Genomic DNA, 21,929 nt, shown 5'->3' with positions numbered 1-21,929 from the left:
GATCGACAGGATGGACCCGTGGCACGCGTCAAGCGGGCGGTCAACGCCCAGAAGAAGCGTCGCGCAACTCTCGAACTGGCCAGCGGCTACCGCGGCCAGCGTTCGCGGCTGTACCGCAAGGCCAAGGAGCAGACGCTTCACTCGCTCAACTACGCCTACCGGGACCGCCGTGCCCGCAAGGGTGACTTCCGCCAGCTGTGGATCACCCGCATCAACGCGGCCGCCCGCGCCAACGGCGTGACCTACAACCGGTTCATCCAGGGCATCAAGGCCGCGGGTGTCGAGGTCGACCGCAAGATCCTCGCGGACCTCGCCGTCAACGACGCCGCCGCCTTCACCGCGCTGGCCGAGCTCGCCAAGGCCAACGTGAACACCGAAGCGAAGTCGGCCTGACCGGCAGCTTTCCCCGACCCGGGGCGGATCCGTTCACCGAGCGGACCCCCCGGGTCGTTGCTGCGCGCAAGCTGACGCGGCGCGCGGAGCGGGACAAGACCGGCCGGTTCCTGGCCGAAGGCGCCAACGCCGTCGAGGCCGCCTTGGCCGGCGGCCGGGTGCACGAGCTGTTCGTCACCTCGCGCGCGGCGGAGCAGCACGCGGACCTGGTCGACGCGGCCCGCGCGGCCGGCGTCGCGGTTTCGCCGATCACCGACCGCGCCGCCGACGGGCTCTCCGAAACTGTGACGCCCCAAGGCATCGTGGCCCTCTGCGCGCTGCTCGACCGCCCGCTCGAGGAGGCCGTGACGCCGGGTGCCCGGCTCGTCGTGGTGCTGGTCGACGTCGCCGACCCCGGCAACGCGGGCACGGTGATCCGCGTCGCCGACGCGGCGGGCGCCGACGCCGTGGTGCTGGCGGGCGACACCGTCGACCCGCACAACGGCAAGTGCGTCCGCGCCGCCGCCGGCAGCCTGTTCCACCTGCCGATCGCGCGCGTCCGCGACGTCCCGGCGGCCCTGTCCGCCTGCTCGGCCGCGGGCCTGCGCACGTTCGCCGCGCACGGCTACGCCGACGCCGAACTCGATCGGGTGGACCTCACCGAGCCGACGGCGTGGGTCTTCGGCAACGAGGCCCACGGCCTGCCCGCCGACGTCCTCGACCGGGCCGACCTCGTCGTCCGGATCCCCCTGTACGGCAAGGCGGAAAGCCTCAACCTCGCCACCGCGGCGGCCGTCTGCGTGTACACGAGTGCGATGGCGGCACGGCGCTGACCCGCGAGTAGGCTGCCGCGGTATCCACTGTGGCCACTTGGGGGAAATCATGGGCCGGGTCACCCGCTCTTACGCGTTGTTCACCGCTTCGTTCAAGGTCCTGCGCGCCCACAAGGGCCTGACCTGGTTCACCGTGCTGGCCGGCGTCGCCGCGCTGTTCGTCGCGGGGGCGTTCCTGACGCCGGCGTTCTTCGCCTCGCACGCCGAGATCACCGACCACGGCAGGCTCACCGCCGGCTCGTGGGTGCTGGTCGCGGCCTTCTACCTCGTCTCGGCGTTCGTGACGATCTTCTTCAACGCCGCCCTGATCTCCCAGGCCGACGTCGCGCTGCGCGGCGGCACGCCGGCGGTCGGCGCGGGCCTCGCCGCGGCCGCACACCGCTGGCCCGCGCTGCTCGGCTGGGCCGGTGTCTCCGCGACGGTCAGCCTGGTCCTGCGGACCGTGGAGGAGCGGCTCGGGTTCCTCGGGAGCATCGTCAGCGGCCTGGTCGGCCTGGCCTGGCGGCTCACGACGTTCCTCGTGCTCCCCGTCGTCGTGCTGGAGGGCGCCGGGGTCAAGGCGGGGGTCAAGCGGTCGGTCGAGCTGTTCCGCCGGACGTGGGGCGAGAACGCGGCCGGCGGCTTCGGCCTGAGCCTGATCGGCGTCGGCCTCGCCATGGCGGGCTACGTCGTGCTGCTCGTCGCCGGCCTCCTGCTGGGCGGCACGGCCACGCTGTTCGTCTGCGCCGCCCTCGCGGTCGGGTGGACGGTGCTCGTCGCCGTCTTCACCACGACTTTGTCCGGCATCTACCAGACGGCGCTGTACCGCTACGCCGCCGATGGCGTGGTACCCGGCGAATTCGCGTCGGTCGACTTCGCCGACGCGTTCCGGGCGCGTTGAGCGTGCATCCGCGCGGCCCGGGGCGACCGGGGGCGCGCGGACCCGATCCCATAGACTTTTCCCACCTTTGACCTCTCGCGCGCCGCGTGTCCGGCGGTGCGCGTACGACCAGTCCCAGCGGACGCCGAGGAGTTATGTCCGGAGCCAAGGAGAAGGAAGCCCAGGGCGCGGTGCTCGCCCCCGAGACGCTGCAGGAGGCGGTCAAGGCCGCCGAAGCCGCGTTCGCCGCCGCGACCGGGCTCGAAGCGCTGGCCGAGGTCAAGCCGGCTCATCTCGGCGACCAGTCTCCGGTGGGCTTGGCCCGCCGTGAGATCGGCGCCCTGCCCAAGCAGGAGAAGGCCGAGGCCGGCAAGCGCGTCAACGAGGCCCGGCAGGCCATCCAGGCGGCCTTCGACGCCCGCCGCGCCGAGCTCCAGGTGGAGCGCGACGAGCGCGTGCTGCGCGACGAGGCGGTCGACGTCACGCTGCCGTGGGACCGCATCCCGCGTGGTGCCCGGCACCCGATCAGCACGATCTCCGAGCGCGTCGCGGACGCGTTCGTCGCGATGGGCTACGAGGTCGCCGAGGGCCCGGAGCTCGAAGCCGAGTGGTTCAACTTCGACGCGCTGAACTTCGGCAAGGACCACCCCGCGCGTCAGCTGCAGGACACGTTCTACGTCGGCGAGGAGGACTCCGGCCTGGTGCTGCGCACGCACACCTCGCCGGTGCAGGCCCGCACGCTGCTGCACCGCGACCTGCCGGTGTACGTCGTCTGCCCCGGCCGGACGTACCGCACCGACGAGCTGGACTCGACGCACACCCCGGTGTTCACCCAGGTCGAAGGCCTCGCGGTGGACAAGGGCATCACCATGGCGCACCTCAAGGGCACGCTGGACGCCTTCGCCCGCGCGATGTTCGGCGAGAGCTCCAAGACCCGGCTGCGTCCGCACTTCTTCCCGTTCACCGAGCCGTCCGCCGAGGTGGACGTCTGGTTCGAGGAGAAGAAGGGCGGCCCCGGCTGGGTGGAGTGGGGTGGCTGCGGCATGGTCAACCCGAACGTGCTGCGCGCCTGCGGCGTCGACCCCGACGTGTACTCGGGGTTCGCGTTCGGCATGGGCATCGAGCGCACCCTGCAGTTCCGCAACGGGATCCCGGACATGCGCGACATGGTGGAGGGCGACGTCCGCTTCACCCTTCCCTTCGGAACGGAGGCGTAGTGCGAGTCCCCGTCAGCTGGCTGACCGAGCACCTCGACATCGGCGAGGAGGTCACGCCGCAGGACCTGGCCGACGCGTTCGTGCGGATCGGCATCGAGGTCGACGACGTCAAGGAGCTCGGGCCGGTGACCGGCCCGCTGGTCGTCGGCCGGGTGGCCGACATCGAAGAGCTGACCGAGTTCAAGAAGCCGATCCGGTTCTGCCGCGTCGACGTCGGTGAAGAGGCCGAGGAGCCCACTGACGCCGCTGCCGCCGACGACGAAGACGAGGACGACGACGAAGACGGCGAGTTCGAGGACGAGGGCCCGCACGGCATCCGCACCCGCGGCATCGTCTGCGGCGCGCGCAACTTCGCCGAGGGCGACCTGGTCGTCGTGGCGCTGCCCGGCGCGGTCCTGCCCGGCGACTTCACCATCGCGTCCCGCAAGACCTACGGCCGCGTCAGCGACGGCATGATCTGCTCGGCGCGCGAGCTCGGCCTCGGCGACGACCACGCCGGCATCCTCGTGCTGCCGTCGGGCACCGCGAGCCCGGGTGACGACGCCCGCGAGCTGCTCGGCCTCGACGACACCGTGCTCGAGCTGGCCCCGACCCCGGACCGCGGCTACGCGCTGTCCGTCCGCGGCCTCGCGCGCGAGCTGTCGAACGCGCTGGACGTGCCCTTCGGCGACCCGGCCCTGCTGGAGGTCCCGGCGGCCGAGGGCGACGCCTGGCCGGTCCACGTCGAGGACCCGGAAGGCTGCCCGCGGTTCGTGCTGCGGCGCGTCACCGGCCTGGACGCGACGGCGCCGACGCCGTGGTGGATGCGGCGGCGGCTGATGCTGGCCGGCATCCGGTCCATCTCCCTGGCCGTCGACGTCACCAACTACGTGATGCTCGAGCTCGGGCACCCGCTGCACGCGTTCGCCACCAAGGCCATCCAGGGTGATCTGGTGGTCCGCCGGGCGAAGCCGGGCGAGAAGCTGACGACGCTGGACGACGTCGAGCGCACGCTCGACCCGGACGACGTGGTCATCGCCGACGACAGCGGCGTCATCTCCCTCGCCGGCACGATGGGCGGCGCGAGCACCGAGATCACGCCGGAGAGCACCGACGTGCTGCTCGAGGCGGCGCACTGGAGCCCGGCCGCGATCAGCCGCACGGCGCGCCGGCACAAGCTGTTCTCGGAGGCCGCGAAGCGGTTCGAGCGGTTCACCGACCCGCAGCTGAGCGCGGCGGCGGTCGAGCTGGCCGCCCGGCTGCTGCGCCAGTACGGCGACGCCGCCATCCAGCCCGGCCGCACCGACGAGGGCTCGGTCGAGCCGAACCCGCCCGTCGTGATGCCGATCAACCTGCCCGACAAGGTTGCGGGCGTGAACTACAAGCGCGGGGTCACGGTCCGGCGCCTCTCCCAGATCGGCTGCAAGGTCACGGTCAGCACGGGCGACGACGGCACCGGCCAGGTCACGGCGATCCCGCCCAGCTGGCGCGGCGACCTGCGCCAGCCGGCCGACCTCGTCGAAGAGGTGCTGCGGCTGGAGGGCTACGACAGCATCCCGTCGACGCTGCCGGCCGCCCCGGCCGGCCGCGGCCTGACCGACAGCCAGCGGCGCGTCCGCAGCGTGTCCCGGGCGCTGGCCGAGGCAGGGTACGTCGAGGTGCGCCCGTTCCCGTTCATCTCCGACTCGGTCTGGGACGCCTTCGGCCTCCCGGCGGACGACGTCCGCCGCAACACGGTCGTGGTCCGCAACCCCCTGGAGGCCGACCGCAACCGGCTGGCGACGACGCTGCTGCCGGGCCTGCTGGACACGCTGCAGCGCAACGTGTCCCGCGGGATGAAGGACGTGGCGCTGTTCCACATCGGCCAGGTGGTCCTGCCCGCACCGAACCCGCTGAAGGTCCCGGATCTCGGCGTCGACCGGCGGCCGACGGACGAGGAGCTCGCGCTGCTCGAAGCCGCCGTGCCGCAGCAGCCGCTGCACGTCGCGGTGGTCCTGGCGGGCCAGCGCACCCGCGCGGGCTGGTGGGGCCCCGGCGAGCAGGCGAACTGGGCCGACGCGGTCGAGGCGGCCCGCACGATCGCCGAGGCATCGGGCATCGAGCTGACGGTCCAGGCGACGGACCTCCCGCCGTGGCACCCGGGCCGCTGCGCCCGCCTGCAGGTCGGCGACTGGCCGGTCGGCCACGCGGGCGAACTGCACCCGAAGGTGGTCGAGGCGTTGGGCCTGCCGCCCCGGACGGTGGCGATGGAGCTGGACCTGGACGCGATCCCGCTCCCGGACTCGCGTCCGGCGCCGAGCGTGTCGGGCTACCCGCCGGTGCTCCTGGACGTGGCCCTGGTCGCGGCGGCGGACGTGCCGTCGGCGGACCTGGCCGCGGTCCTGCGTGAGGGCGCGGGTGAGCTGCTCGAGGACATCACGCTGTTCGACGTGTACGCGGGCGAGCAGGTGGGTGCGGGCAAGCGGTCGCTGGCGTACAAGCTCAGGTTCCGCGCGGCGGACCGGACGCTGACGGTCGACGAGGCGACGAAGGCCCGGGACGCCGCGGTGGCGGCCGCCGGCGAGCGCTTCGGGGCAACGCTGCGCGCGTAGCGTGTGGACGCTTGCCCTTGGCCAATAGAGGCTGGGTAGTTCGGAAGGGGTCGGGAAACCGGCCCCTTCCGGCATTTCAGCCAACCGCCCGCACCCCTCGCCTCAACCGATGTGCTTCAACGCCTCCCTCCGCGACAACCCCGACAATCTCGGGTGATCATCCACAAAGGACCGGACCCAGTCCGGCGCGGTCTTCGCGTACTCGCGCAGCGCCCAGCCGATTCCCTTGCGCAGGAAGAACTCCGGCTCCGCGATCGCCGGTTCGATCGTCCGCGTGAGCAGGTCGGTGTCCGTGTCCTCCTTCGCGCCGATCTGGCAGATGATCGCCGTTCGGCGCCGCCAGAGGTCCGTGTCCGCCGCCCAGCTCAGCATCGTCGGCGTCACGCCGCTCCGGTCGGCGCGCAGGATCGGGCCGATGCGGCGGATCGCGAGCTCGTCCACGTAGTCCCACCACGCGCCGTCGACGATCATCTCCTCGTACATCGGCACCAGCTCCCGGTCCTGCCACTGCCGGTACGCCCGGTGCCCGGAGAGCGCGATGGCCGCGTAGCGCTCTTCGCGGAATTCGGCCGTCCGCCACAGCTCCAGCACCGTGGCTGAATATTTCACCCGATCGGTCACTTTGTGGTCGGCCAGAACCCGCTTGAGGAGCACGGTCCGCTCGGGTGAAGCCACCCCGCGGAACGGCATGGCCGACTTCATGTACGCCTGCATCGCCGGTGCCTTCACCGGGTCGGCCAGCTCGGCCAGCCCCGTGCGGATCGCCTTGACCAGCTGTTCGTCCGCGCTCATGCGTCCTCCTGTCGCGTTCCGGCGGGCCGCAGCGTACTGCCGGGCACCGACAGTTCCGGCCCTCGGCGGCCGGCGCAGGTACCGACGAAAGACGGATGGCGGAAGTCGCGCCGGTCGACGAGATTGGCGAAGGTTGCCGGTAGGTTCGCCGGAATCCGGCGAACTCTGTCCATTGCGGATGAAAAGGACGACTGTGAAGAGAATCGTTGCCGCCGTCGCCGCCGCGGGTCTCGCGGCCGGGCTGATGGCCGCCGCGCCCGCCGCCTCGGCGGATCCCGGGGTGCAGTTCACGCCCGCGCCGATCGCCTGGGGGCCCTGCGCGTCGGCGAGCCTGAAGGCCAACGGCGCCGAGTGCGGCTTCCTCGAAGTGCCGATGGACTACGCGAAGCCGGGCGGGACCAAGGTCTCCGTCGCGGTGTCGCGGATCAAGCACAAGACCGCGCAGTCCCAGGGCATCATGCTGGTGAACCCGGGCGGCCCCGGCGGGTCCGGCCTCGGGCTCTCGGTGCTCGGCAAGTACGTGCCGAACCACGCCGGCGACAACTACGACTGGATCGGCTTCGACCCGCGGGGCGTCGGGTCCAGCAAGCCGGCCATCAGCTGCGACGGGAACTACTTCAGCTACAACCGGCCGGCCTACGTGCCGACCACGCCGGGGCTCGAGCAGACGTGGCTCGCCCGGTCGAAGGGCTACGCCGACGCGTGCAAGAAGAACGGTGAGATCCTCGACCACCTGAAGACCACCGACGTCGCGCAGGACATGGACAGCCTGCGCAAGGCGCTGGGCGAGAAGCAGATCAACTACTACGGCTTCTCCTACGGCACCTACCTCGGCCAGGTGTACAGCACGCTGTACCCGAAGAACGTCCGCCGGATGGTGCTGGACGGCAACGTCGACCCGCGCAAGGTCTGGTACCAGGCCAACCTCGACCAGGACGTCGCGTTCGACAAGAACATCAAGATCTACTTCGACTGGCTGGCGTCCTACGACAACGTGTACCACCTCGGCAAGACCGGTTCCGCGGTCGAGAAGCTGTGGTACGCCACGCAGCGCAAGCTGGCGAAGAACCCGGCCGGCGGGGTGATCGGCGGCGACGAGTGGACCGACATCTTCCTGCAGGCCGGTTACTACGTCTTCGGCTGGGTCGACATGGCCAAGGCCTTCGACGGCTACGTCCACAAGGGTGACTGGCAGACGCTCAAGGCGCTCTACGACGACTCGAACCCGCCCGGCGCCGACAACGGCTTCGCCGTGTACCTGGGCGTGCAGTGCACCGACGTCCAGTGGCCGACCAACTGGAACAAGTGGCGCGCCGACAACTGGCTGACCTACTTCAAGGCCCCGTTCGAGACCTGGGGCAACGCCTGGTTCAACGCGCCCTGCGTGTACTGGCCGGCCAAGGCGGGCAAGCCCGTCGACATCGACGGCCGCAAGGTCGCCGGGGCGCTGCTGATCAGCGAAGAGCTCGACGCCGCCACGCCGTACCCCGGCAGCCTCGAGGTCCGGAAGCGGTACCCGAACTCGAGCCTGATCAGCGCGCCGGGCGGCACGACGCACGCCGGCTCGCTGTCCGGGGTGTCCTGTGTGGACGACAAGGTCGCCGACTACCTGGCCACCGGCGCGCTGCCGAAGCGCCAGCCCGGCAACCACTCGGACGTCCAGTGCAGCCCGGTTCCGCCGCCGGTGCCCGACGGCGCCGCCGCGCAGAAGTCGGACAGCTCCGCGAAGGCCGTGCAGGAGAAGCAACTGGCACAGCTGCTGCACTTCTGATCGGAAGGTCCCCACGGTGCCCCGGTCCGGCTCGCCCGGACCGGGGCACCGTCTTGTCCGCCGGTGTCTCATCGTCGCCTCCTGATGACGGGGTGTGGTCGCCGGAGACGTTAGGGGAGGGGGCCGACAATTTCGGAGCGGAGTCGGCCGTGAGCAGCGCGTGGCCGGAAATTGTCGGGGGTGCGCGCTAGCTTCGCGGCATGTCGATCATCGAAGAGCGCCGGACCGAGGTCCGGGCACAGGACATCACCTACCTGATCGCGGTCGCCACCAGGACGGACGACGACCGCGCCGAACCGACTCCCCGGGTGATGATCACCCTGGAAGCCGGCGGCCCCGGCGGCGAACCGGTCGCCGAGGGCAGCCTCGACCTGGACGTGGCGGTGGCGGCCAAGGTGGCCGACCTCGTCGCGGACGGGTTGCTGTCCGCGACCGGGGAGGGCCGGGGGCCGCGGCGAAGATCCGCCGGCCGTCCCGCGCAGCAGGGCCGGCCGTGGAACGAGGCGATGGACGCGGAGCTGGAGTCGCGGTGGCTCGCGGGCGAGAGCGTCGCGGAGATCGCGGCGTACTTCGAGCGCACGCCGGGCGGCATCCGCGCCCGGTTGCCCCGCGTGGGCTGCGACCCGGAGAACCCGGGCTGCTACCTCCCCGTGCCGCCGAGCAGGCGGACGGACCTGGACGGGGGTGAGCCGAGCTGACGGCGCGGTGGGCCGGTCCCCGATGGACGGGCCCACCACGGCGGCCGGTGAACGCTGCGACCAGGAGAGGGACGACCAATGCCGGACGGCTTCGGCAACCAGCTAGCTCCGCACACCCGCCGCCGCGGTGGCCCGGTCCGCGAGCACCCTCAAGTGCGCCACCAGCTGCGGTGGCTCCTCGACGGTGAACGCGCACCCCACGCCCAGCAGCCGGAACGCGAGCCAGTCCAGGGTGTCCGGGTGACTGCGCCACCGGCAGCCGCCCTCGTCGAGGTCGGTCAGCTCGCCCGGCGCCGCGCCCAGCCTGGGTGCGACCTGCGACGACGATTCCGTCAGCACCGCCACCGCCCGGTACGTCGGCAGGAGGTCGTACAGCCGGTCGATCACGTACGTCGCCAGGTCCGTGGCGGGTGGCCGGCGCGGCGCCACCCGCCCGCCGGTCGCCTGGGCGTCGCGGATCCGGTCGGCGCGGAAGATGCGCCAGTCCGCCCGGTCCAGGTCGTACGCCACCAGGTACCAGCGGCGCCCGGCGGCGACCAGCCGGAGCGGCTCGGCCCGGCGCCGCGTCTCGGTGCCGTCGTTGGCGCGGTAGCGGAAGCGGACCGTCTCGTGGTTGGTGATCGCGCCGGCGAACACAGTCAGCTGCGCCGGGTCGACGGCCGGTCCCGCGGCCGGGACGGCGACCGTCGCCGTGCCGATCGTGCCCACCCGGCGGCGCAGCCGGGCCGGCAGGACCTGCTCCAGCTTGGCCAGCGCCCGCACGGACGCCTCCTCGATCCCGGCGACGGTCTGCCCCGCGGCGGTCCGCAGCCCCACCGCGATCGCGACGGCCTCGTCGTCGTCGAGCACCAGCGGCGGCATCGCGGTGCCCGCCACCAGCCGGTAGCCGCCCGCGACACCGCGGCTGGCCTCCACCGGGTAGCCGAGCTCGCGCAGCCGGTCGACGTCCCGGCGGATCGTGCGCGGGCTGACACCGAGCCGTTCGGCCAGCTCGCTGCCCGGCCACTCACGCGGTGTCTGGAGCAGCGAAAGCAGGCCGAGCAACCGGGCCGGGGTGTCCGTCATGGGCCCAGCATCCCAAGGTGGCGGGCACCACTCCGGGTTTGTTTAGACTTGCAAGGGTGTGCATAATCATGCGTATGACGGTGAACATCGCGGTGGCCGGAGCCAGCGGGTACGCGGGCGGCGAACTGCTGCGCCTGCTCCTGACCCATCCCGAGGTCGAGATCGGCGCGCTCACGGCCGCCAGCAGCGCGGGCACGAAGCTCGGCGTCCACCAGCCCCACCTCGTCCCCCTCGCCGACCGCGTCCTCGCCGAGACGACCCCGGAGACCCTCGCCGGCCACGACGTCGTGTTCCTCGCGCTGCCCCACGGGCACTCGGCGGAGATCGCGGCCCAGCTCGGCCCGGACGTCCTGGTCGTCGACCTCGGCGCCGACCACCGGCTGGCCGACCCGGCCGACTGGCAGCGCTGGTACGGCGGCGACCACGCCGGCCAGTGGCCCTACGGCCTGCCCGAACTGCCCGGCGCCCGCGAAAAGCTCGCCGGCACCAAGCGCGTCGCCGTGCCCGGCTGCTTCCCGACCGGTGGGTCGCTGGCCCTGGCGCCCGCCTTCGCCGCTGGGCTCATCGAGCCGGACGTCACGGTCGTCGCGGTCACCGGCACCTCCGGCGCCGGCAAGAGCCTCAAGCCGAACCTGCTCGGTTCCGAGGTGATGGGCTCGGCCAGCGCGTACGGCGTCGGCGGCGCCCACCGCCACACCCCCGAGTTCGCGCAGAACCTCTCGGCCGTCGCGGGGGAGCGGGTCACCGTGTCCTTCACGCCGGTCCTCGCGCCGATGCCCCGCGGCATCCTGACCACCGCGAGCGCCCCGCTGAAGGACGGCGTCGACGAGACCGCCGCCCGCGCGGCGTACGAGAAGGCCTACGACGCCGAACCGTTCGTCCAGCTGCTGCCCGCGGGCGCCTGGCCGACGACCTCGGCGACGCTCGGCTCGAACAACGTCCAGCTGCAGGTCACGGTCGACGCCGACGCGAAGCGCCTGGTCGTCGTCGCCGCGATCGACAACCTCACCAAGGGCACCGCCGGCGGTGCCGTCCAGTCGATGAACCTGGCCCTCGGCCTCCCCGAGACCACCGGCCTTTCCACCGTAGGAGTGGCACCGTGACCGTCACCGGCCCCCAGGGCTTCCGCGCCGCCGGCGTCGCCGCCGGGATCAAGGCCTCCGGCGCGCTCGACTTCACGCTGGTCGTCAACGACGGCCCGCTGGACGTCGCGGCGGGCGTGTTCACCCGCAACGTCATCAAGGCCGCGCCGGTGCTGTGGTCGCAGGAGGTGCTCAAGCAGCAGCGGCTCAAGGCCGTCGTCCTCAACTCCGGCGGCGCGAACGCGGCCACCGGCCCCGGCGGCTTCCAGGACACCCACGCCACCGCCGAAAAAGTCGCCGAAGTGCTGCAGGCGGGCGCGATCGAGGTCGCCGTCTGCTCCACCGGCCTGATCGGCGAACGGCTGCCGATGGACGCGGTCCTGTGCGGAGTGGACAGCGCCTTCAAGGCCCTCGACGCGAGCGCCGAAGCGAGCCTCAACGCCGCCAAGGGCGTGATGACCACCGACACCAAGCCGAAGCAGGCCTTCGCGAAGCACGAAACCGGCTGGAGCGTCGGCGGTTTCGCGAAGGGCGCGGGCATGCTCGCCCCGAACCTCGCCACCATGCTCTCGGTGCTGACCACCGACGCCGTGGTGGACAAGGAAACCCTCGACCGCGCCCTGCGCGCGGCCACCCACGTCACCTTCGACCGGCTCGACGTCGACGGCGGCACGTCCACCAACGACACCGTCCTGGTCCTGGCCTCCGGTGCGAGCGGCGTCGAGCCGAGCGAAGCCGAGCTCACCGAGCTGCTCACCCGGGTCGGCCTGGACCTGGTCCTCCAGCTGCGCGCGGACTCCGAAGGCGCGACGAAGGACGTCGACATCACCGTCCAGGGCGCGGAATCCGAAGCGGACGCGATCGCGGTCGCCCGCACGATCGCCGAGGACAACCTGGTCAAGACGGCGCTGTTCGGCTCCGACCCGAACTGGGGCCGGATCGCGATGGCGCTGGGCCGGGTGCCGGCCCGCATCGATCCCGAGACCGTGTCGATCGCGATCAACGGCGTCACCCTGTTCGCCCAGGGGATGCCCGCCGCCGACCGCTCGGAGGCGGACCTCACCGCGCGGGCCGTCGAGATCGTCGTCGACCTCGGCGTCGGCGGCGCCGCGGCCACCATCTACACCACGGACCTTTCGCACGGTTACGTCGAAGAGAACAGCGCGTACTCCTCATGACCAAGGAGGCACTGATTTCCGCGGACGAACGACTCGCGACGGCGGCCGAGAAGGCCGGGGTGCTCATCGAGGCGCTGCCGTGGCTGCAGCGCTTCCACGGCGCCACGGTGGTGGTCAAGTACGGCGGCAACGCCATGATCGACGACGGGCTCAAGGCGGCCTTCGCCGAGGACATGGTGTTCCTCCGGCTGGCCGGCCTGCGCCCGGTCGTCGTGCACGGCGGCGGCCCGCAGATCACCGCGATGCTCAAGCGCCTCGGCGTCGAAGGCGAGTTCAAGGGCGGCCTGCGCGTCACCACGCCCGAGACGATGGACATCGTCCGGATGGTGCTCACCGGCCAGGTCAGCCGCGAGCTCGTCGGCCTGATCAACGCCCACGGCCCGTACGCGGTCGGCATCTCCGGCGAAGACGCCCGGCTGTTCACCGCCGAGCGCAAACAGGCCACTGTGGATGGTGAGCAGGTCGACATCGGGCTCGTCGGCGAGGTCGCCGAGGTCAACCCGGACGCGGTGCTCGACATCGTCAACGCCGGGCGCATCCCGGTGGTGTCCACCGTCGCCCCGGACGTCGACGGCGTGGTGCACAACGTCAACGCCGACACGGCCGCCGGCGCGCTGGCGGCCGCGCTGGGCGCCGAAAAGCTCGTCGTGCTCACCGACGTCGAAGGCCTGTACGCGAACTGGCCCGACCGGTCGTCGCTGATCGACCGCATCCGCGTCGACCACCTCGAGCCGATGCTGCCCACCCTGGCCAGCGGCATGATCCCGAAGATGGAGGCGTGCGTGCGCGCCATCCGCGGCGGCGTGCGCCGGGCGCACGTGATCGACGGCCGTCTCGCCCACTCGGTGCTGCTGGAGGTTTTCACCTCGCGCGGCATCGGCACCATGGTCTTCCCCGAAACGGAGCTCCCGTGACCGACCTCAAGTCCAATGTGGACGGCCAGACGCACTGGCAGTCCGCCCTCATGGACAACTACGGCACGCCCGCGCTGACCCTCGTGCGCGGCGAAGGCGCGAAGGTGTGGGACGCCGACGGCAGGGAGTACGTCGACCTGGTCGGCGGCATCGCCGTCAACGCGCTCGGCCACGCCCACCCGGCGATCGTCGAGGCCGTCACCGCGCAGATCAAGCAGCTCGGCCACACGTCGAACCTCTACGTCAACCCGGTGGCCGTCGAGCTCGCCGAGGCGCTGCTCGACGTCGCCGGCCTCACCGGCAACGGCAAGGTGCTGTTCGTCAACTCCGGCGCCGAGGCCAACGAAGCCGCGCTGAAGATCAGCCGGCTGACCGGGCGCACCAAGGTCGTCGCGGCCGAGGGCGCGTTCCACGGCCGGACCATGGGCTCGCTGACGCTGACCGGCCAGCCCGGCAAGCGCGACCCCTTCAAACCGCTGGTGCCCGGCGTGGAGCACGTGCCGTTCGGGGACGTCGCGGCGCTGAAGGCGGCCGTCGACACCGAGACCGCGGCCGTCTTCCTGGAACCGGTGCTCGGCGAAGCCGGCGTGATCCCCGCGCCGGACGGCTACCTGCAGGCCGCGCGCGAGATCACCAAGGCCACCGGCACGCTGCTGGTGCTCGACGAGGTGCAGACCGGCCTCGGCCGGCTCGGCACGTGGTTCGGCTACCAGCAGGCCGGCATCGTGCCGGACGTGATCACGCTGGCCAAGGGCCTCGGCGGCGGCCTGCCGCTGGGTGCCGTGATCGGCGTCGGCGCGGCGGGCGACCTGCTCAAGCCGGGCCAGCACGGGACGACCTTCGGCGGCAACCCGGTGTGCTGCGCGGCCGGTCTGGCCGTGCTGAAGACCATCGCCGCGGACGGCCTGCTCGACCACGTCTCGTCTCTGGGCAAGGACATCGCGGCGGGCATCGAGGCGCTCGGCCACCCGCTCGTCGCCGGGGTGCGCGGGGCCGGCCTGCTGCTCGGCATCGCCCTGCGCGAGCCGGTCTCGGCCGCGGTCGCCAAGGCGGTCCAGGACGCCGGCTACCTCGTCAACCCGGTCGCGCCCGGCACCGTCCGGCTCGCGCCCCCGCTCGTCCTCGACGCGGAGCAGGCCGACGGCTTCCTCGCCGCCCTCCCGAACGCGCTCGACTCCACCACGAAGGACTCCGACTGATGCTCCGCCACTTCCTCCGCGACGACGACGTCAGTCCCGCCGAGCAGAAGGCCATCCTCGACCTCGCCGACGCGCTGAAGGCCGACCCGCTCGGCACCAAGACCCTCGCCGGCAAGTCGATCACGGCGATCTTCGAGAAGAACTCGACCCGCACGCGGTTTTCGTTCGAGGTCGGCATCAGCCAGCTCGGCGGCCACCCGGTGATCGTCGACGGCCGCTCGATGCAGCTCGGCCGCGAAGAGACCATCGAGGACACTTCGCGCGTGCTGTCGCGGTACGTCGACGGGATCGTGTGGCGGACCTTCGCGCAGAAGCGCATCGAGGCGATGGCGTCGGCGGCGTCGATCCCGGTCGTCAACGCCCTGACCGACGAGTTCCACCCGTGCCAGGCGCTCACCGACCTGATGACGATCCGCGAGCGCAAGGGCAAGCTCGAGGGCCTCACCCTCGTCTACCTCGGTGACGGCGCCAACAACATGGCGCATTCGCTGCTGCTCGCCGGGGTCACCGCCGGCATGCACGTCCGCGTGGTCTCGCCGCTCGGGTTCCAGCCCGACCAGCAGGTCATGCTGGACGCGAAGAAGCGCGGCGAGGAGACCGGCGGCACCGCCACCGTCTTCACCGACCCGTACGAGGCCGTCGCCGGCGCGGACGTGCTCGTCACCGACACGTGGACGTCGATGGGGCAGGAGAACGACGGGCTCGACCGGGTCGGCCCGTTCCGCGCCCTGCAGGTCAACGCGGACCTGCTGAAGAAGGCCGCGGACGACGCGATCGTCCTGCACTGCCTGCCCGCGCACCGCGGCTGGGAGATCACCGACGAGGTGATCGACGGCCCGGCGAGCGCGGTGTGGGACGAGGCCGAGAACCGGCTGCACGCCCAGAAGGCCCTGCTGGTCTGGCTCTTCGAAGAGAGCCGGCGATGACCAGCAGCCGGGTGGGCCGGCAGGCGCGGATCACCGAACTGGTGTCGACCATGACGATCCGCAGCCAGACCGAGCTGGCCAAGCTGCTGGCCGCCGAGGGCATCGAGGTCACGCAGGCGACGCTGTCGCGCGACCTCGACGAGCTGGGCGCGGTCAAGCTGCGCGGCCCGGACTCGGGCGCGCCGGTCTACGTCATCCCCGAGGACGGCAGTCCCGTCCGCGGGGTGCAGGGCGGCACGTCCCGGCTCTCCCGGCTGCTCGCGGAGCTGATGGTCTCGGCCGACTCGTCGGGCAACCTGATGGTGCTGCGGACCCCGCCGGGCGCGGCGCAGTTCCTGGCCAGCGCCATCGACCGGGCCGCGCTCGAAGAGGTCGTCGGCTCGATCGCCGGGGACGACACCGTCGCCGTGATCGCCCGGGAACCGTTGACGGGCAAGGAACTGGCGGAGCGCTTCGCCGCCCTCGCGCAGCGCTCGGCGCACGAAGCGGGAGAAGAAGGACCACCATGATCGCGATCGCCGACATCTTCCCGGCCGAGGGTGAGTTCCTCGCGCCGGACGAGGTCGTGATCACCTTCGACCACGGGATCCCGGTGGCGATCGACGGCGAGACCGTCTCCGTCGCCGAAGCGCGCCGGATGTTGAGCGCGCGTGGCGAAGCGCAGAGAATCGGGCGCGGCGAAGCGTGCGCCGCACTCGAACGGCGGACCGGCCGCGGATGTGCCAGTGTCCGCCTGGTCCTGTACGACGGCCGGATCACGGTCGCCTGAACACACGAACACCGAGGAGAAGCGAGAACAGTGAGCGGGAACGAGCAGCCGGTGCAGCTCTGGGGCGGCCGGTTCGCCAGCGGTCCGGCGGAGGCCATGGCCGCGCTGAGCGCGTCGACGCACTTCGACTGGCGCCTGGCGCCCTACGACATCGCCGGGTCCCGCGCGCACGCCCGAGTGCTGAGCAAGGCGGGCCTGCTCACCGAGGACGAGCTCACCGGCATGCTGGCCGCGCTGGACACACTCGCGCAGGACGTCGCCTCGGGGACGTTCACCCCGACGATCGCCGACGAGGACGTGCACACCGCGCTCGAACGCGGCCTGCTCGAGCGGGCCGGCACCGAGCTCGGCGGCAAGCTGCGCGCCGGCCGGTCGCGCAACGACCAGGTGGCCACGCTGTTCCGGATGTGGCTGCGCGACGCCGCCCGCCGGGTCGTCGCCGGGACGCTCGAAGTGATCGACGCGCTGGTGTCCCAGGCCAAGCGGCACCCGGACGCGATCCTGCCCGGCCGCACGCACCTGCAGCACGCCCAGCCGGTGCTGCTCGCGCACCACCTGATGGCCCACGGCCAGGCGCTGCTGCGCGACGTTTCGCGGCTGCAGGACTGGGACGCGCGCACGGCCGAGTCGCCGTACGGCTCGGGCGCGCTCGCCGGCTCGTCGCTGGGGCTCGACCCCGAGGCCGTCGCCGAGGAACTGGGCTTCGCGACGAGCGTCGAGAACTCCATCGACGGCACCGCCTCGCGTGACTTCGTCGCCGAGTTCGCCTTCGCCGTCGCGATGCTCTCGGTCAACCTGTCCCGGATCGCCGAAGAGGTGATCATCTGGAACACCGCCGAGTTCGGCTACGTCACGCTGGACGACGCCTGGGCCACCGGCAGCTCGATCATGCCGCAGAAGAAGAACCCGGACGTCGCCGAGCTGACCCGCGGCAAGGCGGGGCGGCTGATCGGCAACCTCACCGGCCTGCTGGCCACCCTCAAGGCGCAGCCGCTGGCCTACAACCGCGACCTGCAGGAGGACAAGGAGCCGGTGTTCGACTCGGTCGAGCAGCTCGAGCTCCTGTTCCCGGCGATCGCCGGCATGCTCGCCACGCTGACCTTCCACACCGACCGGCTCGCCGAGCTGGCCCCGGCCGGGTTCACCCTCGCCACCGACATCGCGGAATGGCTGGTGCGCCAGGGCGTCCCGTTCCGCGTCGCGCACGAGGCGGCGGGCGAAAGCGTCCGCGTCGCCGAGGCCCGCGGCGCCGGCCTGGACGAGCTGACCGACGAGGAGTTCGAGAAGATCAACCCGGCGCTCACCCCTGAGGTGCGGGCCGTGCTCACCGTCGAAGGCTCGGTGAAGTCGCGCAATGCCCGGGGTGGCACGGCGCCCGAGCGCGTGGCCGAACAGCGCGCGCGGCTCGAGGAGCGCGTCAACGCGGCCCGTCAGTGGCTCAACTGAGGGATTTGCGGAGCTTGGCCCGGACGGCCCGCGTGGCCACCGGGCCGAGCCCGTCCAGGACGTCGACGAGCACGGCCAGCTGCTCCAGCGCGGCGATGGCCTGCTCGGCGCCGTCGGAGTCGACGGTCTCGAACAGCGACAGCCCGAGGAACCCCGACGACACGGCGTGGGCCAGCCCGGCGGGGTCGGCCAGCTCGGCCAGCGGCGACCCGGCGAGCACGCGCTCCAGCGCCGTCCGGACCTCGGTGATCCACTTCTCCAGGCCCTCGCGGGTCGCTTGGGAAAGCCGCTCGCTGCCCTGCGCCCCGGCCAGCGTCTGGGCCAGCACGGCGAGGTTGCCCTCCGCGCGTTCGGCGACCCGGATTTCGCGGCCCAGCGCCAGCAGGTCGCCGACGGTGGCCACGGCGGCGAAGCGCTCCCGGTAGAGCGAGACGCGGGCTTCCGTCGCTAAAACACACGCCTGCGCGATCAGCTCTTCGACGCTGCCGAAGTGGTAGAAGATCAGCGCCTGGTTCGCGCCGGCCGCGGTCGCGACCGACCGCGCGGAGACCGCGGTGATGCCCTGGTGCCGGATGATCTCGAGCACGCCGTCCACGAGCTTCTGCTTCGTGTCCCGCGAGCTGGAGTTCCGGCCGGTGCCCATCAGTCCATGACCTTCTCACGAAGCGGCTTGACCGCCCCGCTCACCCCGCCGCCGACGTCGACGAACCGCGCGCCGAAGGCGCCTTCGTAGCCGAACACCGGCCCGAAGCGCGGGTTGACCACCGCGACCTCGATCCGGAACTGCCCGCTCGCCTCGTCGAACCACTCGTCGACCCGCGCCGAGCCGGTGAGCACCCGCGGCAGGCCGGCGCGGACCGGTCCTTCCCGGAGCCGGAACTCGCCGGTGCGGATCCGGAACCCGCCGTCCGGCCGGACGGACATCGCGAGGTCGACCGCCAGGTGCTGGTGCGTCCCCAGGTAGTCGACGAGCCCGCGGCCGGGGCTGAACACCATCTGCGCGTCGAACCGCCTGCGCCGCCTTGGGAACTCGAAGGTGCGCACGAACGACACGGTCTCGCGGCCGTGCCGGTCCACGTACGGGTAGTTCTCGATGGTGAACGGCACGTTCCGGCCGCAGTCGGGGAACAGGATGTGCCGCGTCGACCCGAGCCACAGGAACGGCAGCGTGAACGCCGGACCGCGCCAGATCCGGTCCATCACGCCGTGGCCGATCATGCCGCGCCCGGCCGACAGGGCAAGACGTTCCCGCATGCGTGGGTGCAGGAACGCGAAGTCGGCGCCGAGCGCGCGTTCGAAGACGCCGGTCATCGCGCCGCCACCTCGTCACGGGGGCGCGTCCGGCCGCAGCGGGCGGCCGAAGGCGCGGTCAACAGTTGCTCCTCCGGTGGCGTGCCGGTCTCGAGCCAGAGGCGCAGCCGGTCGAACGACCAGGCCGTCATCCAGCCGAACAGCGGGCGGAACACCCGGTCCGCCGCGCGGCCGAAGCGTCCCCAGCGGGTCCCGTAGTCGAAGCCGGTGACGAACCGGACGCCGTCGCCGGCCGGTGTGTAGCGCCAGAACCCGGCCCCCGCGCTGATCAGCGACAGCGGGTCGGCGGAGGCGAACCGCAGCACGGACGTGCGCGAGCCGTCCGGCCAGGTGCGCGAGGCGGCGCTCACTCCGACGCCGGTGACCGTGACCCCGAGGAACCGCGAGGCGTAGCGGAAGTGGCCGTCGTGCCCGGGGATTGGGCTGATGTCGGTGAAGCGCAAGTCCCAGCGCCGGTGCAGGGCCGGGTCCTGCGTGTGCCGCCACAGCGTGTCCAGGTCCGTGCGGATCAAGGTCTCGACGTAGAGCGCCTTCGGTCGCATCTCGCGGCTCCCCTCAGAGTTTGAGCGACTGCTCAAATCGACTGTAGAGAAGTTTGAGCGATCGCTCAAGGGCTAGGGTGATCCCGCCAGGCAGCTCGACGAGAGGAACCCGTTTGAACGGCGACGCAGGCCGGTTGTTCACCCGTGACGAGCTGGCCCTCGACCCGGTCGACCTGGCCCAGCTGCTGCTCGGCTCGGTCCTGGAGGCCACCGGCCCCGACGGCACGGTCGGCGTCCGGCTCGTGGAGGTCGAGGCCTACCGCGGCGAGGACGATCCGGCGTCGCACTGCTACCGCGGCCGCACGCCGCGCAACGCCGTCATGTGGGGACCCGCGGGTCACCTGTACGTGTACTTCGTCTACGGGATGCACTTCTGCGCGAACGTCGTCGGCACGCACGAAGGCATGCCCGGCGCGGTGCTGCTCCGCGCCGGCGAGGTCGTCACCGGCCTCGACGTCGTCCGCAAGCGGCGGCCGTCCGCGCGGGGGACCGGCGAGCTGGCGAAGGGCCCGGCCATCCTGACGTCGGTGCTGCGCGTCGATCGCGCGCAGAACGGCGTCGACCTGACCGACCCCGCGTCGCCGGTCCGGCTGCACGTCGGCGAGCGCGTCCCCGCCGAGCGGATCCGCACCGGGCCCCGCGTCGGCGTCGCGATGGCCATGGACACGCCGTGGCGGTTCTGGGACGCCGCGTCGCCGGCAGTGTCCACCTACCGCCGGGGCGGGAAGCGCCGGGTCCGACCCGCCAGTTAGTCGGTTGACCAGGTGCGGGAGGATCTACAGGCGTGAGCGAACACATCCTCGACGAGCTGACCTGGCGCGGCCTCATCGCGCAGTCCACCGACATCGACGCCCTCCGGCGCGAGCTCGACCAGGGTCCCGTCACGCTCTATTGCGGCTTCGACCCGACCGCGCCCAGCCTGCACGCCGGCAACCTCGTCCCGCTGCTCATGCTCAAGCGCTTCCAGCGCGCGGGGCACCGGCCGATCGTGCTGGCCGGCGGCGCGACCGGGATGATCGGCGACCCGCGGGACACCGGGGAGCGGACGCTGAACACGCTCGACGTCGTCGCCGACTGGGCCGGGCGGATCCGCGGCCAGCTCGAACGGTTCGTCGACTTCGACGACTCGCCCACCGGCGCGATCGTCGAGAACAACCTGAACTGGACCGGCCAGCAGACTGCCCTGGAGTTCCTGCGCGACGTCGGGAAGCACTTCTCGATCAACGTCATGCTCAACCGGGAGACGGTCAAGCGGCGGCTCGAGGGCGACGGCATGTCGTACACCGAGTTCAGCTACCTGCTGCTGCAGTCGCAGGACTACCTGCAGCTGCACCGCAAGTACGACTGCAAGCTGCAGGTCGGCGGGTCCGACCAGTGGGGCAACCTCGTCGGCGGCGTCGACCTGATCCGCCGGACCGACGGGGCGGGCGTGCACGCGCTGACCGCGCCGCTGGTCACCGACGCCGAGGGCCGCAAGTTCGGCAAGTCCACCGGGGGCGGGAACCTCTGGCTCGACCCGGAGATGACCTCGCCGTACGCCTGGTACCAGTACTTCGTGAACGTCGGCGACGCCGACGTTGTCCGCTACCTGCGGATGTTCACGTTCCTGAGCCAGGAGGAGATCGCTGCGCTGGCGGAGGACACCGAGCAGCGCCCCCACCTGCGGGCCGCGCAGAAGCGGCTGGCGGAGGAGTTCACGATCCTCGTCCACGGCGAGGAGCAGACCCGGCAGGTGATCAACGCCAGCCAGGCGCTGTTCGGCCGCGGCGAGCTCGCCGAGCTGGACGAACGCACCCTCGACGCCGTGATGGCCGAGGTGCCGAACGGCAAGGTCGACCCGTCCGGTGACGCGACGATCGTCGACCTGCTGCTCGCCGGGGGACTGGTGGACAGCAAGGGTGCCGCGCGCCGCACACTCAAGGAGGGCGGCGCGTACGTCAACAACGTGAAGATCGCGGACGAGGAGTGGAAGCCGGCGCCGGGCGACGCCCTGCACGGCAAGTGGCTCGTGGTCCGCAAGGGCAAGCGGAACGTCGCCGGCGTCGCGCTCGGCGGCTGACCGGGCCCCGACGGCCCGAAACAGGGGTCTGACCTGCGGGAACGCGGTTAAGGTACCCCCCTGTTTCGGGCCTCCTCGCGGGGTGTAAAGTTCTCCAAGTCGCCAGGGAGACCGGGTGGCCGCCGGGACACGAACCAAGCTCTCGCAGAAGCGATTGAGTGGGTGTCCCACCAAAAACTGCTAGAAATAACTCGCTTCGAGTAAGGCCGCTTGACGGCGGCGCGACTCGGGGTGTGTTGCTTGAGAACTCAACAGTGTGCTAGTGAACTAAGCCAGTAGAGCTTATGTATTGAACCTCGTATGAGGTTCCTTTGAGAGCATTAAAT

The 21,929-nt window shown here is 71.8% G+C and carries 22 protein-coding genes; 17 read left to right on the top strand and 5 right to left on the bottom strand.

Annotated features, from left to right (window positions below; all coding sequences use genetic code 11):
- The first annotated feature begins 18 nt into the window (after positions 1 to 18).
- From rplT to pheT, 5 genes are all read left to right on the top strand, one after another.
- On the top strand, positions 19 to 393 hold the full coding sequence (rplT, locus tag ACZ7OH_RS43435; protein ID WP_086672344.1) for a 50S ribosomal protein L20: 375 nt from the start codon (positions 19 to 21) through the stop codon (positions 391 to 393).
- Positions 390 to 1,205 (top strand): TrmH family RNA methyltransferase, encoded by an 816-nt coding sequence (locus ACZ7OH_RS43430; RefSeq protein ID WP_470286339.1) that lies wholly within the window; start codon positions 390 to 392, stop codon positions 1,203 to 1,205. The genes rplT and ACZ7OH_RS43430 overlap by 4 nt, the downstream gene beginning before the upstream one ends.
- 37 nt (positions 1,206 to 1,242) lie before the next feature.
- Entirely contained in the window at positions 1,243 to 2,085 is an 843-nt protein-coding gene (locus tag ACZ7OH_RS43425; RefSeq protein WP_400905833.1) for a DUF6159 family protein, read from the top strand.
- 134 nt (positions 2,086 to 2,219) lie between these two features.
- Positions 2,220 to 3,281 (top strand): phenylalanine--tRNA ligase subunit alpha, encoded by a 1,062-nt coding sequence (pheS, locus tag ACZ7OH_RS43420; RefSeq protein WP_470286261.1) that lies wholly within the window; start codon positions 2,220 to 2,222, stop codon positions 3,279 to 3,281.
- Positions 3,281 to 5,851 (top strand): phenylalanine--tRNA ligase subunit beta, encoded by a 2,571-nt coding sequence (gene pheT / locus ACZ7OH_RS43415; RefSeq protein ID WP_470286260.1) that lies wholly within the window; start codon positions 3,281 to 3,283, stop codon positions 5,849 to 5,851. Before pheS ends, pheT begins: the two co-directional genes overlap by 1 nt.
- 102 nt (positions 5,852 to 5,953) lie before the next feature.
- Here pheT and ACZ7OH_RS43410 read toward each other — a convergent pair whose 3' ends face one another.
- Complete coding sequence (locus ACZ7OH_RS43410; protein WP_470286259.1) at positions 5,954 to 6,643, bottom strand: DNA alkylation repair protein; 690 nt, start codon at positions 6,641 to 6,643, stop codon at positions 5,954 to 5,956.
- A gap of 193 nt (positions 6,644 to 6,836) precedes the next feature.
- On the opposite strand from ACZ7OH_RS43410, the gene ACZ7OH_RS43405 reads away from it, so the two are divergent.
- Positions 6,837 to 8,414, top strand: coding sequence for an alpha/beta hydrolase (locus ACZ7OH_RS43405; protein WP_470286258.1), 1,578 nt, complete (start codon positions 6,837 to 6,839; stop codon positions 8,412 to 8,414).
- 200 nt (positions 8,415 to 8,614) lie between these two features.
- On the top strand, positions 8,615 to 9,112 hold the full coding sequence (locus ACZ7OH_RS43400; RefSeq protein ID WP_470286257.1) for a helix-turn-helix domain containing protein: 498 nt from the start codon (positions 8,615 to 8,617) through the stop codon (positions 9,110 to 9,112).
- A 102-nt stretch (positions 9,113 to 9,214) separates the two neighbouring features.
- On the opposite strand, the gene ACZ7OH_RS43395 is transcribed toward ACZ7OH_RS43400, so the two are convergent.
- A complete protein-coding gene (locus ACZ7OH_RS43395) occupies positions 9,215 to 10,177 on the bottom strand; it encodes a helix-turn-helix transcriptional regulator (RefSeq protein ID WP_470286256.1) in 963 nt (320 codons plus the stop codon).
- A 74-nt stretch (positions 10,178 to 10,251) separates the two neighbouring features.
- Here ACZ7OH_RS43395 and argC point away from each other — a divergent pair, with 74 nt between their 5' ends.
- The 8 genes from argC to argH are packed head-to-tail and all read left to right on the top strand — an operon-like array spanning position 10,252 to position 17,691.
- On the top strand, positions 10,252 to 11,280 hold the full coding sequence (argC, locus tag ACZ7OH_RS43390) for an N-acetyl-gamma-glutamyl-phosphate reductase (protein ID WP_470286255.1): 1,029 nt from the start codon (positions 10,252 to 10,254) through the stop codon (positions 11,278 to 11,280).
- Positions 11,277 to 12,437: a bifunctional glutamate N-acetyltransferase/amino-acid acetyltransferase ArgJ gene (gene argJ / locus ACZ7OH_RS43385; RefSeq protein ID WP_470286254.1), complete on the top strand. Its 1,161-nt coding sequence runs from the start codon at positions 11,277 to 11,279 to the stop codon at positions 12,435 to 12,437. The genes argC and argJ overlap by 4 nt, the downstream gene beginning before the upstream one ends.
- Positions 12,434 to 13,351, top strand: a complete 918-nt coding sequence (gene argB / locus ACZ7OH_RS43380) for an acetylglutamate kinase (RefSeq protein ID WP_400909594.1) — start codon at positions 12,434 to 12,436, stop codon at positions 13,349 to 13,351. The genes argJ and argB overlap by 4 nt, the downstream gene beginning before the upstream one ends.
- Positions 13,348 to 14,550, top strand: a complete 1,203-nt coding sequence (locus tag ACZ7OH_RS43375; RefSeq protein ID WP_470286253.1) for an acetylornithine transaminase — start codon at positions 13,348 to 13,350, stop codon at positions 14,548 to 14,550. The genes argB and ACZ7OH_RS43375 overlap by 4 nt, the downstream gene beginning before the upstream one ends.
- Positions 14,550 to 15,476, top strand: coding sequence for an ornithine carbamoyltransferase (argF, locus tag ACZ7OH_RS43370; protein ID WP_470286252.1), 927 nt, complete (start codon positions 14,550 to 14,552; stop codon positions 15,474 to 15,476). Before ACZ7OH_RS43375 ends, argF begins: the two co-directional genes overlap by 1 nt.
- Positions 15,473 to 15,985 carry an arginine repressor gene (locus tag ACZ7OH_RS43365; protein ID WP_400909588.1) on the top strand — a complete coding sequence of 171 codons (513 nt, stop codon included), beginning with the start codon at positions 15,473 to 15,475 and terminating at the stop codon, positions 15,983 to 15,985. Before argF ends, ACZ7OH_RS43365 begins: the two co-directional genes overlap by 4 nt.
- On the top strand, positions 15,982 to 16,245 hold the full coding sequence (locus ACZ7OH_RS43360) for an argininosuccinate synthase (protein WP_372667190.1): 264 nt from the start codon (positions 15,982 to 15,984) through the stop codon (positions 16,243 to 16,245). The genes ACZ7OH_RS43365 and ACZ7OH_RS43360 overlap by 4 nt, the downstream gene beginning before the upstream one ends.
- Before the next feature lie 30 nt (positions 16,246 to 16,275).
- Positions 16,276 to 17,691 (top strand): argininosuccinate lyase, encoded by a 1,416-nt coding sequence (gene argH / locus ACZ7OH_RS43355; protein ID WP_470286251.1) that lies wholly within the window; start codon positions 16,276 to 16,278, stop codon positions 17,689 to 17,691.
- On the opposite strand, the gene ACZ7OH_RS43350 is transcribed toward argH, so the two are convergent.
- Genes ACZ7OH_RS43350 through ACZ7OH_RS43340 form a run of 3 tightly spaced genes read right to left on the bottom strand, consistent with a single transcriptional unit; the run spans position 17,684 to position 19,544 of the window.
- Positions 17,684 to 18,334 carry a TetR/AcrR family transcriptional regulator gene (locus ACZ7OH_RS43350; RefSeq protein ID WP_470286250.1) on the bottom strand — a complete coding sequence of 217 codons (651 nt, stop codon included), beginning with the start codon at positions 18,332 to 18,334 and terminating at the stop codon, positions 17,684 to 17,686. The two genes, argH and ACZ7OH_RS43350, sit on opposite strands and share 8 nt — an antisense overlap.
- A complete protein-coding gene (locus ACZ7OH_RS43345; RefSeq protein ID WP_470286249.1) occupies positions 18,334 to 19,002 on the bottom strand; it encodes a DUF4166 domain-containing protein in 669 nt (222 codons plus the stop codon). Before ACZ7OH_RS43345 ends, ACZ7OH_RS43350 begins: the two co-directional genes overlap by 1 nt.
- On the bottom strand, positions 18,999 to 19,544 hold the full coding sequence (locus tag ACZ7OH_RS43340) for a hypothetical protein (protein WP_470286248.1): 546 nt from the start codon (positions 19,542 to 19,544) through the stop codon (positions 18,999 to 19,001). The genes ACZ7OH_RS43345 and ACZ7OH_RS43340 overlap by 4 nt, the downstream gene beginning before the upstream one ends.
- Before the next feature lie 113 nt (positions 19,545 to 19,657).
- Between ACZ7OH_RS43340 and ACZ7OH_RS43335 the strand changes: the two genes are divergently transcribed.
- Positions 19,658 to 20,296 carry a DNA-3-methyladenine glycosylase gene (locus ACZ7OH_RS43335; protein ID WP_400909578.1) on the top strand — a complete coding sequence of 213 codons (639 nt, stop codon included), beginning with the start codon at positions 19,658 to 19,660 and terminating at the stop codon, positions 20,294 to 20,296.
- A gap of 32 nt (positions 20,297 to 20,328) precedes the next feature.
- Positions 20,329 to 21,603 (top strand): tyrosine--tRNA ligase, encoded by a 1,275-nt coding sequence (gene tyrS, locus ACZ7OH_RS43330; protein ID WP_470286247.1) that lies wholly within the window; start codon positions 20,329 to 20,331, stop codon positions 21,601 to 21,603.
- The last annotated feature ends 326 nt before the right edge of the window (positions 21,604 to 21,929 follow it).

The organism is Amycolatopsis sp. NPDC114478, from assembly GCF_055633805.1.
This window is presented reverse-complemented; position numbering and strand designations above follow the sequence as displayed.